General features: G+C 70.5%; 14 protein-coding genes. 6 read left to right on the top strand and 8 right to left on the bottom strand.

Translation table 11 applies throughout. From position 1 onward, the window contains the following. Positions 1-79: 79 nt before the first annotated feature. Together ABT186_RS07545 and ABT186_RS07540 are read left to right on the top strand one after the other, a co-directional pair. Positions 80-1,033 carry a ribose-phosphate diphosphokinase gene (locus ABT186_RS07545; RefSeq protein WP_351924040.1) on the top strand — a complete coding sequence of 318 codons (954 nt, stop codon included), beginning with the start codon at positions 80-82 and terminating at the stop codon, positions 1,031-1,033. A 94-nt stretch (positions 1,034-1,127) separates the two neighbouring features. Further along, the gene (locus ABT186_RS07540) at positions 1,128-3,287 is read left to right on the top strand and encodes a DUF1996 domain-containing protein (RefSeq protein ID WP_502973152.1); all 2,160 of its coding nucleotides are present in this window, start codon (positions 1,128-1,130) and stop codon (positions 3,285-3,287) included. Positions 3,288-3,389: 102 nt separating this feature from the next. Here ABT186_RS07540 and ABT186_RS07535 read toward each other — a convergent pair whose 3' ends face one another. Further along, a complete protein-coding gene (locus ABT186_RS07535; protein WP_351229448.1) occupies positions 3,390-3,776 on the bottom strand; it encodes an anti-sigma factor antagonist in 387 nt (128 codons plus the stop codon). Positions 3,777-3,906: 130 nt separating this feature from the next. Beyond that, entirely contained in the window at positions 3,907-4,335 is a 429-nt protein-coding gene (locus ABT186_RS07530; RefSeq protein WP_351229450.1) for a MarR family winged helix-turn-helix transcriptional regulator, read from the bottom strand. A gap of 105 nt (positions 4,336-4,440) precedes the next feature. Between ABT186_RS07530 and ABT186_RS07525 the strand changes: the two genes are divergently transcribed. Continuing rightward, positions 4,441-5,898: an aldehyde dehydrogenase family protein gene (locus ABT186_RS07525; RefSeq protein WP_351229452.1), complete on the top strand. Its 1,458-nt coding sequence runs from the start codon at positions 4,441-4,443 to the stop codon at positions 5,896-5,898. A gap of 56 nt (positions 5,899-5,954) precedes the next feature. After that, positions 5,955-7,061: an NAD(P)-dependent alcohol dehydrogenase gene (locus ABT186_RS07520; RefSeq protein WP_351924036.1), complete on the top strand. Its 1,107-nt coding sequence runs from the start codon at positions 5,955-5,957 to the stop codon at positions 7,059-7,061. A 6-nt stretch (positions 7,062-7,067) separates the two neighbouring features. On the opposite strand, the gene ABT186_RS07515 is transcribed toward ABT186_RS07520, so the two are convergent. Next, on the bottom strand, positions 7,068-8,018 hold the full coding sequence (locus tag ABT186_RS07515; protein ID WP_351924034.1) for an NADP-dependent oxidoreductase: 951 nt from the start codon (positions 8,016-8,018) through the stop codon (positions 7,068-7,070). A 70-nt stretch (positions 8,019-8,088) separates the two neighbouring features. Here ABT186_RS07515 and ABT186_RS07510 point away from each other — a divergent pair, with 70 nt between their 5' ends. Continuing rightward, positions 8,089-9,045, top strand: coding sequence for a GlxA family transcriptional regulator (locus ABT186_RS07510; RefSeq protein WP_351229458.1), 957 nt, complete (start codon positions 8,089-8,091; stop codon positions 9,043-9,045). Positions 9,046-9,055: 10 nt separating this feature from the next. Here ABT186_RS07510 and ABT186_RS07505 read toward each other — a convergent pair whose 3' ends face one another. The 4 genes from ABT186_RS07505 to ABT186_RS07490 all read right to left on the bottom strand — a co-directional run bounded on the left by ABT186_RS07505 (position 9,056) and on the right by ABT186_RS07490 (position 13,282). Next, positions 9,056-9,619 (bottom strand): TetR/AcrR family transcriptional regulator, encoded by a 564-nt coding sequence (locus ABT186_RS07505; protein WP_351229460.1) that lies wholly within the window; start codon positions 9,617-9,619, stop codon positions 9,056-9,058. Further along, a complete protein-coding gene (locus ABT186_RS07500) occupies positions 9,616-9,978 on the bottom strand; it encodes a DUF1304 domain-containing protein (protein WP_351924116.1) in 363 nt (120 codons plus the stop codon). The genes ABT186_RS07505 and ABT186_RS07500 overlap by 4 nt, the downstream gene beginning before the upstream one ends. A 129-nt stretch (positions 9,979-10,107) precedes the next feature. After that, the gene (locus ABT186_RS07495) at positions 10,108-11,739 is read right to left on the bottom strand and encodes an amidohydrolase (protein WP_351924032.1); all 1,632 of its coding nucleotides are present in this window, start codon (positions 11,737-11,739) and stop codon (positions 10,108-10,110) included. 40 nt (positions 11,740-11,779) lie between these two features. Then, complete coding sequence (locus ABT186_RS07490) at positions 11,780-13,282, bottom strand: APC family permease (RefSeq protein ID WP_351924030.1); 1,503 nt, start codon at positions 13,280-13,282, stop codon at positions 11,780-11,782. 190 nt (positions 13,283-13,472) lie between these two features. Here ABT186_RS07490 and ABT186_RS07485 point away from each other — a divergent pair, with 190 nt between their 5' ends. Further along, a complete protein-coding gene (locus ABT186_RS07485; RefSeq protein ID WP_351229466.1) occupies positions 13,473-14,183 on the top strand; it encodes a TetR/AcrR family transcriptional regulator in 711 nt (236 codons plus the stop codon). A gap of 150 nt (positions 14,184-14,333) precedes the next feature. On the opposite strand, the gene ABT186_RS07480 is transcribed toward ABT186_RS07485, so the two are convergent. Beyond that, the gene (locus ABT186_RS07480) at positions 14,334-14,642 is read right to left on the bottom strand and encodes a DUF4235 domain-containing protein (protein WP_351229468.1); all 309 of its coding nucleotides are present in this window, start codon (positions 14,640-14,642) and stop codon (positions 14,334-14,336) included. Between the last annotated feature and the right edge of the window lie 69 nt (positions 14,643-14,711).

Genomic DNA, 14,711 nt, shown 5'->3' with positions numbered 1-14,711 from the left:
GTTTTCCCCGGAGGCGAGCGCGGAGGTCGGCTCAGTAGCATGTGGCGCGGGCCGTTTTCGATCATGCGAGGAGCGAAGCGTGCGTGACATCGCCGTCTTCAGTGGCAGTGCCCATCCCGAGCTGGCGGCGGAGGTCTGTGCGCATCTCGGGGTGCCGCTCAGCCCGGTCCGGGTCAGCCGGTTCGCCAACGACTGCCTGGAGGTGCAGCTCCAGGCCAACTGCCGCGAGCGGGACGTCTTCCTCGTGCAGCCGCTGGTCGCCCCCGTGCAGGAGCACCTCGTCGAGCTGCTGCTGATGTGCGACGCGGCGCGCGGCGCCTCTGCGGGCCGGATCACCGTGGTCATGCCGCACTATTCGTACGCCCGCTCCGACAAGAAGGACGCGCCGCGGATCTCGATCGGCGGCCGGCTGGTGGCCGACCTGCTTGTCGCGGCCGGGGCGAGCCGGGTCCTCGCCATCACCCTGCACTCACCTCAGGTGCATGGATTCTTCTCGGTGCCGGTCGATCATCTGCACGCCCTGCGCGAGCTCGCCGCGCACTTCCGGAAGTACGACCTGTCGCAGTCGACCGTCGTCTCGCCCGACCTCGGCAATGCCAAGGAGGCCGCAGCTTTCGCACGGATGATCGGAGCGCAGGTGGCGGCGGGCGCGAAGCAGCGGTTCGCGGACGACCGGGTGAGCATCAGTTCCGTCATCGGCGACGTCGCCGGGCGGGACGTGATCGTCCTGGACGACGAGATCGCCAAGGGTAGTACGGTCCTGGAACTCCTGGACCGGCTGCGGGAGCTGGGCCCGCGCTCCATCCGCGTCGCCTGCACACACGGCCTGTTCGCAGCCGGTGCCCTCAAGCGGCTCAGCGAGCAGCCGGACGTCCTGGAGATCGTGTGCACCAACACGGTGCCGGTCCCGGCCGAGGAACGGACCGAGAAGGTGCGGGTCCTGTCCATCGGCCCCGCGCTGGCCGAGGCCGTGCGGCGCATTCACAACGGCGAGTCCGTGAGCGCCCTGTTCGACGAGCCCCGCAGCGCATAGACGGGGATATGAGATCGCTGTGAATCCGTGGGGCGCTTGAACACGGCCGGGCTCCTCTGCGTACAGGGAGGGGGATTTGCATGCCCGCCCGGCCATGACGTGTAGGAGTACTCCCTTGAGACGCAACACGCGCAGACGCCCAACTGGAGCACGGCGCGCGACCTTTGCAGCAGTCGCGCTGATCTTGGGCGGAGGGGGGTTGGTGGCGGTGAACGTCTACGCCTCCGCGGCCGAGGGCGGCTGGGGCGGAGATTCGAACCAGGGCAGCAGCGACGCGGTCGCGAAGTCGGGGACCGTCACGATCGACTGCCCGGATGTCGGCCAGCAGCTCACCAGCGTGCCGGGCGCGGCGAAGTCACAGGTCGACACCGAACTGGCGACCCTCGACAAGCAGATCACCGAGGCGTACGCCCAACTCGCCGCGACGCGCCAGGCGCAGACGAACGACGCGAACTACGTCCAGAGCGCGATCCTCGGACCCCTCAAGGACAAGCGCAGCGCAGTGATCGACCGGATCAGGACCGATTACCAGCGGGTGGGCGCCACAGCCCCCGGCGCGCTCGACGGCATGGCCGCCTGCACCGGAGTCGCCGCGGACCAGGGGCAGGGGAACAACGGCGGCCAGGCCAACGGCGGGACGGGCGGCAACAACGGCCAGAACAACGGCCAGCAGCAGGGCAGCGGCCAGCAGCAGGGCAACGGAGGCCAGACGGCCGGTGGCCCGGTTGCCTCGGACTTCGTGGACATCACCACCGTGCAGCCGAACGTCCAGCAGTCCGCACAGCAGCAGGCAAACGCCTCTACCCGCGGGTTCGTCACCAAGTGCGGTGTGAACGCGAACAAGAACCACAACACCGACAACGTGATCGTGGCGCCCGGCGTCAAGAACGGCGCCCACCACCTGCACGACTATGTCGGGAACCAGTCGAACGACGCCTTCGCCACCAACGACACGTTCGCGGCGGCGCAGACCAGCTGTGAGAACCAGCAGGACAAGTCGTCGTACTACTGGCCGGTGCTGCGGGTGCAGGACGGTACGCAGGACTTCGACCAGAACGCCGACGGCGGCGGCAAGGAAGGCAACATCGGCAGGATCCTGGTGGCCAAGCAGGCCGAGATCAAGTTCGTCGGCAGCCCGACGAGCAAGGTCGTCGCGATGCCGCGGTTCCTGCGGATCATCACCGGCGACGCCAAGGCCTTCACCAACGGTCCCAAGAATGCCAACGCGCACTGGAGCTGCACCGGTTTCGAGGACAAGGTGCAGCTGACGGACAAGTACCCGATCTGCCCGCAGGGCAGCCAGGTGGTCCGTACGTTCGCCTTCCAGAGCTGCTGGGACGGCCAGAACATCGACAGCGCCAACCACCGCACGCACGTGGCCTTCGCGGACGCGGGCGGAAACTGCGCCAATGGCTTCAAGGCGATCCCGCAGCTGACGATGCGCCTGGTCTACGACGTTCCGCAGCCGTCCATCGAGAACGGTCAGGTGAAGAACGCCTACGCGGTGGACGGCTTCCCGGAGCAGCTGCACAAGCCGATCACCGACCACGACGACTTCATCAACGTCATGACCGATGAGCTGATGAGCCAAGTGGTCGACTGCATCAACACAGGGCGGCAGTGCGGCGGCAACGCCGGTGATCGGTCACAGGGCACCGCGGCACCGTCTCCCGCCCCCTCGTCGAGCGGAAACGCCGGCGGCGACTCCGGCAACAATGGGGCCAACCAGACGACACAGCCCCCGGCCGGTACGCCGGGCACCGCAACGGCCGGCGCCCCGGACACCGGATCGGCGAGTGCCCCGGACACCGGATCGGCGAGTGCCCCGGACACCGGATCGGGCAGTGGGCCGGACAAGGGAGCGGCCGGTGCGACCGGTACCGGAGCGGCCGCCGGCGGTTCGAACGGCGACCAAGGCGGTGCGACCCCCAAGGTCTATGCGAAGCCCAAGGACGCCCGCAGCGGCGCGTCCACCGCGCCGCGGAGCAACTCGGCGGGCGACCACGCCGGCCGGACGGCCGGCCCCGAGCAGACCTCGTCCACGGGTGGAGAGATCTCAACCCCCGCGGCGCGGACCGAACCCCCGGCGAGTGCCGGTGGGGAGACGCCGTACGCTCCGCCGCAGACCGAACCCCAGGCGGTCACGGGCGGACTGGCCGAGACCGGCGCACACCTGTGGCCGGCCGCGGCCGGTGCGGTTCTTGTGATCATGGGGCTGTTGCTCCTGCGCCGCATCGGACGCCGTTCCATGTGACACACGGTCCTTTGACGAGACACGCGAAGGCGACGGGACCTGCTCGGGCAGGTCCCGTCGCCTTCTGGGCCAGGCGGCCTCCATGACGGCGGACCTACCGCATCAGTTGGTCTCCAGGGACCCGGCGGCGTCCGACTGGCTGAGGGCCTCCTCCAGCGATGCCGACGGCGGTACGAGCTCTGCCAGCCCGGTGATCCGCAGGATCCGCAGAGTCAGTGGATGGGTGCACACCAGGTGCAGCGTTCCGCCCTGTGCGAGGACGCGGCGTCTGGCCCGGTACAGCAGACGCAGCCCGGAGCAGTCGAAGAACTCCACCGGCCGCAGGTCGATGACGATCCGCGGCGCCGGGCGGCCCGTCGCGGAGTCCAGGAAAGGCGTGATCTCTAACGCCGCGACGACGTCGATCTCGCCGTGGAACTCGAGGACCGTGTGACCGCGGTGCCGATGGATCCGCAGTTGCCGGGTGAGCGGCGCAGAGTCGTGCTGCACGTCGACATCGCCTCCAACCCACTCTCAGCCCCGCCGTGCAAGGTACCCTCGATGGAGTGAATTTGAGCATGTTCGATTGACATATGTCTTCGAATTGCGCGCGACTCGTCCTGTTGATTGCGTGGCGGAACTACGACAGTGCATGCCAGGCCTTGGACAGCGCCTGACGGAACTGGTCGGCCTGGTGTGAGGTGAGGTCGCGGACCATCCGTTCCTCCAGCTCCCGCACCGGACCGGCCACCCCCGCGAGCAGTTCCCTTCCGGTGTCGGTCAGCAGTATCAGCAGTTCGCGTCGGTTGCGCGGGTTGCGCTCCCGTCGGATGAGCCCGCGGCTCTCCAGCGACCGTACGAGGTCGGCCATGGACTGTGCGGTGACGAACGAGTCCCGGGCCAACTGGGCCGCCGAGAGCCCGTCGTGACGCTCCAGGACGGTGAGGGCCGTGTACTGCAGGGCCGTGATCCCTGCGGGCTTGACCAGCTCGTCCAGGTGCGAGCGTACGACGAGTTCCACCTGCTTGACCATGTAGAGCAACGACGGGCGTGTCTTTGTACCGACCATGCGTTCACCCTAGACCATTGACAGGAAACCTGTCTGTAATGAGACTGCGAACCAACAGGAAACCTGTTGGTTGAAACTTTGGCGATCAACGCTGGGGAGTGGGCCATGGCCACCACCTTCGAGACCGAGCCCGGGCAGCTGTTCATCGGCGGACAGTGGCGCGAGGCCGCCGACGGTGCCCGTATGGATGTGATCGACCCGTCCACCGGCCAGGTGGTCACGACCGTCGCGGAGGCGGCCGCCACCGACGTCGACGCCGCGGTACGCGCCGCCCGGGACGCCTTCGACAACGGGCCCTGGGCGCGGATGAGCGGCCGGGAGCGCGGCCGCGTGCTGCACCGCGTTGCGGGGCTGGTCCGTGCAAACGCCGAGGAGATCGCCGCCCTGGAGAGCCTCGACGTCGGCAAGCCGATCTCACTGTGCAGCGCCGTGGACGTGACGAACGCGGCCAACGACTACGAGTACTACGCCTCCCTCGCCCAGAGCCAGGACGGAGCGACCCGCGACACCCCGCTCAACGCCTTCGCGTACACCCGGCGCGAGCCGCTCGGCGTGGTCGCCGCCATCACGCCCTTCAACTTCCCGCTGATCCTGGCCGGTTCGAAGCTGGCCCCGGCCCTCGCGGCCGGCAACACCATCGTGCACAAGCCCGCCGAGGAGACCCCGCTCAGCGCCCTCTACATGGCCCGGCTGCTCCAGGAGGCCGGCGTCCCGGACGGCGTAGTGAACGTCGTCACCGGTACCGGACCGGTGGCGGGCGAGGCGCTGCTGCGCAACCCCGGCGTCGACAAGATCGCCTTCACCGGCTCCACCGCGGTCGGCCGGCACGTGGCGAGCGTGGCGGGCGAAGGGCTCAAGACCGTCATGATGGAACTGGGCGGCAACGCGGCCCACATCGTCTTCGAGGACGCCGACGTCGAGAAGGCGGTCGGCGCGGTCATCAAGGGCTTCGTCTTCAACACCGGCCAGTTCTGCATGGCCGGCCCCCGGCTGCTGGTGGCCCGCCCGGTCCACGACACCCTGGTCGGCATCCTTGCCGAGGCGGTCGCCGGGGTGCCCGTCGGTGACCCGCGCGATCCGGGGACCGTCGTCGGGCCGATGGCGGGGGAGAAGCACCTCAAGAAGGTCGAGGAATACGTCGACCTCGCCCGCAAGGAGGGCGCACGGGTTGTCGTAGGCGGTGAGCGGCTCGACCTCGACGGCGGCTACTACTACAGGCCGACGGTGATCACCGGCCTCGCCAACGACTCCCGGGTGGTGCAGGAGGAGATCTTCGGTCCCGTCCTCACCGTCCAGCCCTTCGACTCCGAGGACGAGGCCGTACGACTGGCCAACTCCACGCCGTACGGCCTGGCTTCGGGTATCCAGACGGCCAACCTCGCCCGTGCCCACCGCATCGCCGAACGCCTGCAGGCCGGCATCGTCTGGATCAACGACTGGGCGATGCTCGACCCGGCGGTTCCCTTCGGCGGCGTCAAGGACTCCGGCTTCGGCCGGGAGTACGGACCCGAGGCCCTCGCCGCCTACACCAAGGTCAAGTCCGTCGTCGTCTCGCTCGACTGACCCGCACGCCGCGTGCGGGACGCCAACTCGACCCATTTCACAGAGGAGTTCGTACGATGTCCACCATCACTCGCGCCGCCGTCGTCGAGTCCGGGGGAGCGCCCTTCACTCTCTCCGACATCGAACTCGACACCCCGGGTCCGGGCGAGGCTCTGGTCCGCATGGTCGCCACCGGCCTGTGTCACACCGACCTCAGCGTGGCGTCGGGCGGCCTGCCGTTCCCGCTGCCCGGCGTCCTCGGCCATGAGGGAGCCGGTGTCGTCGAGGCCGTGGGTCCGGGCGTGACGGGCGTGGAGCCCGGCGACCATGTCGTGCTGTCCTTCACCTCCTGCGGCGGCTGCCGCAACTGCGACGACGGGCACCCGGCGTACTGTGCCACGTGGTTGCCGCTGAACCTGATCGGCGGCCGCCGTACGGACGGCTCCAGCACCATCAGCCGCGAGGGCACCCCACTCGGCGGTCACTTCTTCGGCCAGTCCTCCTTCGCCGAACGGGCGCTGGTGGACCAGCGCAGCCTGGTCAAGGTCGACCCCGACGTACCGCTGGAGTCCATCGCCCCGCTCGGCTGCGGCGTGCAGACCGGGGTCGGCGCCGTGTGGAACGTCCTCAAGCCCCGGGCGGGCAGCACGGTCGTCGTCCTCGGCGCCGGAGCCGTGGGCCTGTCCGCGGTGATGGCGGCCGCCCTGACCCCGGCGACGAAGATCATCGCCGTCGACCGGTTCGCCGAACGCCTCACCCTGGCCAGGGAACTGGGCGCCACACACACCGTCAACGCGTCCGAGGCCGACCTCGGCGAGGCGCTCGCGCTGCTGACCGACGGGCAGGGAGCGGACGGGGTCGTGGAGACCACCGGCAACGTCGGCGTGCTGCGCCAGGGCGCGGACGCGCTCGCCGCCCGAGGCACCCTGGTCGTCGTCGGAGCCCCGCCGTTCGGCACCGATGTGGCCCTGGACGTCAACGGGCTGCTCCCCGGAAAGCAGATCGTGGGCATCACGCTCGGCGACAGCGAAACGCAGGCCTTCATCCCGGCCCTCGTCCAGCTGGTCAAGGAGGGGCGCCTGCCGCTGCACCGCCTGATCAGCACCTATCCGTTCGCGGACATCGACCAGGCGGTGCGGGACATGAGCGCGGGCAAGACCATCAAGCCCGTGCTGACGTTCTGACCGCCGTCAGCGCACCACCAGGACGATCTTCCCCGTCGTCCGCCCCGTCTCGCCGAGTGCGTGCGCCTTCGCCGCCTCGGCGAGCGGGAACGTCGTATCGATGTGGGCGTGCAGCTTCCCTTCCTGCACCAGGTCGGCGAGGGCCTGCATGCCCGCATGGTCGTACTCGACGAGCAGCCCCTCCAGCCGGACGGCCTTCTCGGCGGCGCGCTCGGCGTCGTTGTCCATACCGAAGGGAAGGATGGACACCAGGAGACCGCCCTCGCGCAGTACCCGAAGGGACCGGGTGCGCGTGTCACCGGCGAGGGTGTCCAGGACGACGTCGACATTCGAGAGCCCCGCGGCGAAGTCGATCTCCCGGTAGTCGATCACCTCGTCCGCGCCCAGCTCGCGCAGGAAGCCGTGTTTGGCCGCGCTTGCCGTACCGATGACGTACGCGCCGCGCGCCTTGGCGATCTGCACCGCCAGATGCCCCACGCCGCCCGCGGCCGCGTGGATCAGCACCCGCTGTCCCGGCCGCACATCGGCCGTGTCGACCAGCGCCTGGTAGGCGGTGAGCCCGGCAAGGGGGAGCGCGGCCGCCTGGATGTGGTCGATCCCGGCCGGCTTGCGGACGAAGGCCCGGGTGGGGCCGGTGACATACTCGGCGTGCGCACCCGCTCCGTGCGGATACGGCAGCATTCCGAAGATCTCGTCACCGGGTTTGAACAGGGTGACGCCGCCGCCCACCGACTCCACCACTCCGGAGACGTCCCACCCGAGGACCGGGACCGGCCGGTCGACGGAGGGAAAGCCGGCCCGGTGCTTCCAGTCGGTCGGGTTCAGCCCGGCCGCATGCACCCGCACCAGCACCTCGCTCATCCCCGGCGTGGGCCGTTCCCGCTCCACTTCCTTGAGGACCTCGGGCCCTCCGAAGTCGTCCTGGCTGATCGCGCGCATCGTGTTCGCAGTGCTCATGCCCTTCAGCGTGCCGGGCGCGGACCGCCCGGGAAATGGCACGATTGCCAATGTTCGATAGGATCGTGCCATGGCAGTCGTGGAACGGGTAGTGGTCCTGGCGCTGGATGGCGTCTACGCATTCGAGCTGGGCATTCCGAGCCGGATCCTCGGCGCGGCGGACGGCCGCTACGAGGTGACGACCTGCACGGTCGACGGCGGACCGGTCCGCACCAACTCCGACTTCTCGGTGGCCGTCGAGCACGGACCCGAGGTGCTGAGCACGGCCGACACCGTGGTCATCCCGCCCGTCGTCCCGTCCTTGGTCACCGGGCAACTACCCAGCCTCCCCGGCGAGTTGACGGCTGCACTCGCGCTCATCCGGCCGGACGCCCGCATCGTGTCCATATGCACCGGCGCGTTCGTGCTCGCCGCCGCCGGGCTCCTCGACGGCCGCAGGGCGACCACGCACTGGCAACTGGCCGATGAGTTCCGCAGGATGTTCCCGCAGGTGGCGCTGGACCCCGATGTGCTGTTCGTCGACGACGGCACGATCCTGACCTCGGCGGGGGCCGCCTCCGGCGTCGACGTGTGTCTGCACATCGTGCGCAAGGACCACGGGAGTGAGCTGGCCAACAAGGTGGCCCGGCGCTGTGTGGTGCCCCCGTGGCGGGACGGCGGCCAGGCGCAGTACATCGAACAGCCCGTGCCCGAGCCCACGGCGGCCGGCACGGCCGCCACCCGCGTCTGGGCACTGGAGCGTCTGGGTGAGCCGCTCGCGCTGGCCGACCTCGCCGGTCATGCCCGGATGAGCCTGCGCACCTTCGCCCGCCGCTTCAACGAGGAGGTGGGCATGAGCCCCGGCCGCTGGCTCATCCAGCAGCGTGTCGCCCGGGCCCGCCATCTGCTGGAGTCCACCGACCTGCCGGTGGATCAGATTGCCGGGGAGGTCGGCTTCGCCACAGGCGCCTCACTGCGGCAGCATCTGCACGCGGCGATCGGTGTCTCACCGCAGGCCTACCGGCGCACGTTCCAGACGGCACGCTGACACCTTCGGCTCACCGGCTGCGGTGCAGGGCGACCAGCAACTGCCAGGAATGGTCGGCGATCTGGTGCGGCGTGGCGTCGATGAGACCGTGCAGCCAGTCCGCGAGCACGCCTGCGAAGGTGGCGGCCACGGCGGAGGCGACCAGGGGCGCGTCGGCGGCGCCCACGAGTTCGCGCTCGGCGAGGCTGCGGGCCCGCAGATCGCGGTGCAGGACACGGCCGAGCGGGCCGCTGCCGCCGGGGGTGAGGAGCGTGCGGTAGAGGGCGGCGTGCGGGGCGAGCCCGGCGAAGAAGCCGTGCAGCGCCTCGGGCGCGTGCACCGGGTCCGGGCGGCCCCGCCAGGCGTGCAGCGCGTCCACGGCCTCCCGTACGACATCGGCGCAGGCGTCGACCGCCAGTGCCTCCAGGTCCGTGTAGTGCACGTAGAACGTGGCGCGCCCGACCCCGGCACGGCGCACCAGAGCGGCCACGCTGACGTCCTCCAGGGGATGCTCGGCGCACTCCTGGAGGAGGGCCTCGCGCAGCCGTGCGCGGGTGCGGGCCGCCCGTGGATCCTCCGGCGGCACGGCCGTCACTGCGCGGCGAGTACGGCGGCCAGGGCGAGTGCGCCCGGCAGTGCCTGGGCGACCAGGATCCGCCGGTTGGCGGTGGCGGCCCCGAACACACCGGCGATCACCACGCACACCAGGAAGAAGACCTGCACACGGAACCCGGTCGGATCACCGGCGATCAGCCCCCACACCAGACCGGCCGCCAGGAATCCGTTGTAGAGCCCCTGGTTGGCGGCCATCGGCGCCGTGGCCCGCGCCATTTCCGGATCGAACCCGTGCAACCCCCGCCCCGGCTTCTTCTCCCACAGGAACATCTCCATCACCAGGATGTACGCGTGCAGGGCCGCCACCAGCCCGACCAGCACATTCGCCACGATCTCCATCGACAAGGGACCCATCCGTGAACTCGGCTACTTCTTGGACAGCTGTCCACTATAGCTGGACAGATGTCCAGGAAGCTCCCGGGGGCGTCGCCCGGGCTTGACGGTGACATCCCCGGGGTGCGCGCCCGCTCAGGCGTCGGGCGCCGTGTACACGCGCTCACCCCCGACATAGGTCAGCGCCACGCCCGTCTCACCGATCGCCTCGGGCGGACCGGCGTACGGATCGCGGTCCAGTACCACCAGATCCGCCAGTGCGCCGGGGCGTATGGTTCCGGTCTCGTCGAGGTGGTTCACGTACGCCGATCCCGCGGTGTACGCCGTCAGCGCGGTCGTGAGGCCGATGCGCTCCGCGGGCAGGAAGACCGGCCCGGATTCGCCCGGGCTCACCCGGTTGACCGCGACGTGGATGCCCCGCATCGGATCGGGGCTGCTGACCGGCCAGTCGCTGCCCGCCGCGAGCGTCGCCCCGGACCGCAGCAGCGCGCCGAACGGATACTGCCAGGCGGCCCGTTCCGGTCCGAGGAACGGGATCGTCAGCTTGTCCATCTGCGGCTCGTGCGCGGCCCACAGCGGCTGGATGTTCGCCGTGGCGCCGAGCCGTGCGAAGCGGGGGACGTCGTCGGGGTGCACGATCTGCAGATGGGCCAGGTGCGGCCGGGTGTCGCTCGGCCCGTTGGCCCTGCGGGCCGCCTCGATGGCGTCCAGCGCGTCCCGTACGGCCCGGTCGCCCAGCGCGTGGAAGTGGCACTGGAAACCCATGGCGTCCAACTCCGAGACATACGAGGGCAGTTGGGTGGGGTCGAGAAAGCTGGTGCCGTGGTTCGCGGTGGCACAGCCGCACCCGTCCAGATACGGGTCCAGGAGCGCCGCCGTCCCGGTCTCGGCGACCCCGTCCAGCATCAGCTTGACGCTGCTCGCGCGGAACAGACCCTGGCTGAACGCGGCACGTCGTTCGACGAGTTCCGGGATCTGCTCGGCTCCGCGCTCCCGGTCCCACCACAGGGCGCCGACGACCCGAGCGGTCAGCGAGCCGTCGCGGGCGGCCGCAAGATACGCCTCGGAGGGGTCGTCCATCCCCAGGAAGTCGCCGACGAGCGCGTCCTGCCAGGCGGTGATGCCGAGCGCGTGCAGATGCCGCTGGGCGTGCAGCAGTGCGGCGAGCCGGTCGGCGGGGGTGGCCGCGGGCGTGAGCCGGCCGACGTACTGCATGGCCCCTTCCTGGAGCATGCCCGTGGGCTCGCCGGACGCGTCGCGCTCGAACCGTCCGTCGACCGGGTCCGGGGTGTCCCGGGTGATGCCCGCAAGCCTCAGGGCACGGCTGTTGACCCAGGCGCCGTGGTGGTCACGGTTGGGCAGATAGACCGGCCGGTCCGGGACCACCGCGTCGAGCAGCTCCTTGGTCGGCATACCGCCTTCGAACGCCTCCATGGACCAGCCGCCGCCGGTGATCCACTCACGGTCCGGGTGTGCGTCGGCGTACGCGCGGACGGCCGCCAGCGTCTCCCGCGCGGTCTTCGCCGTCGTGAGATCGCACTGGGTGAGTTCCAGCCCGGCGGGGACCGGGTGGATGTGCGCGTCCTGGAAGCCGGGCAGCAGCAGCCGCCCTGCGAGGTCGACGACCTCGGTCTTCGGACCGGTCAGTTCCTGTGCCTCGGCGTCGCCGACGGCGGCTATCCGGTCGTCGACGACCGCCACCGAGGTGGTGGTGGGCCCGTCCGGGGTGAGGACGGGGCCACCGGTGAAGAGGAGATCGGCCTGCATGGTTTCCGTTTCTCGAAGGATCGTGAAGGGGTGCCAGGGCTCAGCTGGGGGTGGCGAGGAGCTGGGGTGCGTCGGCGTCCGTGCCATGGCCCGTGCGGAAGTACGGCGACCTGCGCACCCACTTGGCCCAGGCGGCGGCCGCGAACCCGGAGACGATCATCAGCGTGGGCATGAGCAGCAGGAACCAGCCGTTGTCCGCGCGGAGGGCGAGATGGTCGGTGGAGGTGTAGAACGACCAGGCGAGGTAGCCGCCGAGCCCGAGCAGCGCTGTCGCGCTGAGGGCGGGCAGCACCACGGCCCGGATGCCCTGACGCACGTCCTCCCGCAGCAGCCCCCGGAAGCGCACGGCCGCCGCGAGTGCGGTGAGCGCGTACGAGAGCGCGACGACGATGCCGACCGCGTTGACCGTGGCCATGATCATGTCGGCGAGGCGGGGGATGACCAGCGCCAGCGCGGCGACCGCGGCGGCCAGCGCGCCGATCAGCAGCGTCCCCGCGGCCGGAGTCCCGTACCGCCGGTTCACCCTGGACCACACCGGCCCGAGCGTACGGTCCCGGCTCATCGCGAACATCGAGCGGGCGGTCGGGATCACACCCGCCTGGAGCGAGGCCACCGCAGAGAACATCAGCGCCACCAGCGGCAGCGCGGCAAGCGGCTGCGAGGCCAGCCGGTCGCCGAAGTACGCCAGACCCTGCGCGCCGTGTCCGGCCAGCTCCTGTTCCGACAGGACCCGTTGGAAGGCGACCGAGCCGAGCAGGAACAGCATGAGCATGGTGATGAGCGTGGTGAGGCCGGCCCGGGAGACGTCGCGGGGGTCGCGCACCTCCTCGTTCACGCTGAACGCCGCCTCGAACCCCCAGTAGCAGAACACCGACAGCAGCAGCCCCTGCGCCAGCGCCGACGCCGAGGGGATGGCGAACGGGTCGAACCAGCTCAGGCTGAAGGCGTGCGGGCCGGTGACGATCCCGTATCCGCAGAAGCCCAGCAGGACGACGTACTCGAACACGAGCAATCCGGTCTGCAGCCGGGCCGCGGTGCGGACGCCGGTGACCGCGGTCACGGTGACCGTGATGAGCACGACCAGGCCCACCACCGTCGTCTGTGCGGTCGAACCCGGGACGAGGGCGAGGCCCGCGACGCGATGGACGCCGGCCTCCCCGGCCAGCTGGAGCACGGCCGAGCCGGTCACTGCCGTGGTGTACGCGAGGAATGCCACCGTGGCCACGATGTTCACCCAGCCGACCAGGAATCCGAGCCAGGGATTGAGCGAACGGCCCACCCACACATAGCCGTTGCCCGCGTTGGGTTCCACCCGGTTCAGCCGGGAGTAGGCGCCCGCGATCCCGAGGATCGGCAGGAAGGCCAGCAGCATGATGGCCGGCAGATGCAGGCCGACCACGCCGGCCGTCACACCGAGACCGATACCGATGCTGGTGGTCGCCGCCGTGCTCGAGGCGGCGATGGCGACGCCGTCGAGGACGCCGAGGGACTTGCGCAGGGACGGCTGCGCGGGAGGGTCCGCGCCGTACGGGGTCCGTGTCATGACCGGCTCCGATCGCACCGAGGGGCCTGAATCCGGCCCGGTGACCGGAAATGAAACTGCCCGGGGCCTTAACAGGTCAACGCTGTTGACATAAGGTGCCCGCACCCGGGCCGGAGTCGTCGGCAGATCCTGAAGACCCTCGAAGGCCGCCGGACGGCAGCGGGGAGCCGTCGAAAGACCAGGAGAGCACATGACCGAACGAGTGGTTCCGCCCACCGCACGGCGGCGCCGACGCCCCACCAAGACCGGTGTCGTCCTCTCCGAGGAGCTGATCGTCGACACCGCGCTGCGGCTGCTGAAGGAGCACGGCGCCGACGCCCTCACCGTCCGCCGCCTCGGCCTCGCCCTGGGCGCCGACCCCACCGCCCTGTACCGGTACTTCCGCGACACCGACGATCTGCTGCTCGCCATCGCCGACGAGCTCATCGGCCGTACGCTGCGCATCTGGCGCCCCACCGGCGAGTGGCGCACCGACCTGCGGGAACTGGGGCTGCGCATGCACGCCGGGGCCCTGGCGCACCCGCAGGCATCGGTGCTCAGCTCGTACCGGGTGACCGGACGGGCGCACGAGATCGAGGCCGTCGAGACGATCCTGGGCGTACTGCGCGGGGCGGGATTCCCCGACCCCGACGCCGTACGGATCTACCACGCGTTCGTCGACCAGGCCCTGGCGTTCGCGGCCCTCGACGCGGCGAACGCGTCCCTGCCGCGCGCCGCACTCGAGGCGGAGGCGCAGGTGTGGCGCGCCACGTACGCCCGACTGCCCGCCGACACGCACCCGAACATCGCGGCGACGGCCCGCCATCTCGTTCCCGAAATGCGCCGCAGCTCCTACCCGGCCGCACTCGACCTGCTGCTGTCCGCGGCGGCTGCGCGACTGGCGGAGATCACCGGACCGTAGGCCCCACGTGGCGTTCGGGCGTGGCGCGAGGTGAGCGAGCTGTCCTGGCGCGGGGCGAGGCGCGACAGGAAGTGGCTCGTGGCCGACTGAATCCGGGGGACTGAATCCGTGGGACGGGGATGCCCGGGGAACGTATGCGGGCGGGCGCGTTCAGTCCCGGCCCCCCTTCGTCGTGGCCGGCCACACGCCCGTCGAGCGCTCTATCGCCTTGGCCCCCGTGCGGTCCGCCGCGCTGCGGGCGACGGCGAAGAGGGCGCCCTGGAGCGCCGCGGCGAGGAGTACCTCGCCCCAGCCACGGTCCTTGTCGAGCGCGTCGGGCGCGTCGTCCTCGTGGCGAATCGCCTTCCAGGTCCTCCGGAAGGCGAGCCCCGCGAGGACTCCGCCCGCCCAGCCGAAGGCGAACCCGACGGGTTTGTAGACGAGTGGAAGCTTCGGCTTCTGCTTCCTGTCCCTGGCCATGTGCCTCTCCTCTGCTGCCGCTGCGTCGGCCCCTCGGTCATGCCGCTCGATGTGGTCGAAGCCGACGGT

Origin of the sequence: Streptomyces sp. NPDC001634 (assembly GCF_040298185.1) — a bacterium.
Lineage (GTDB): Bacteria > Actinomycetota > Actinomycetes > Streptomycetales > Streptomycetaceae > Streptomyces.
This window is presented reverse-complemented; position numbering and strand designations above follow the sequence as displayed.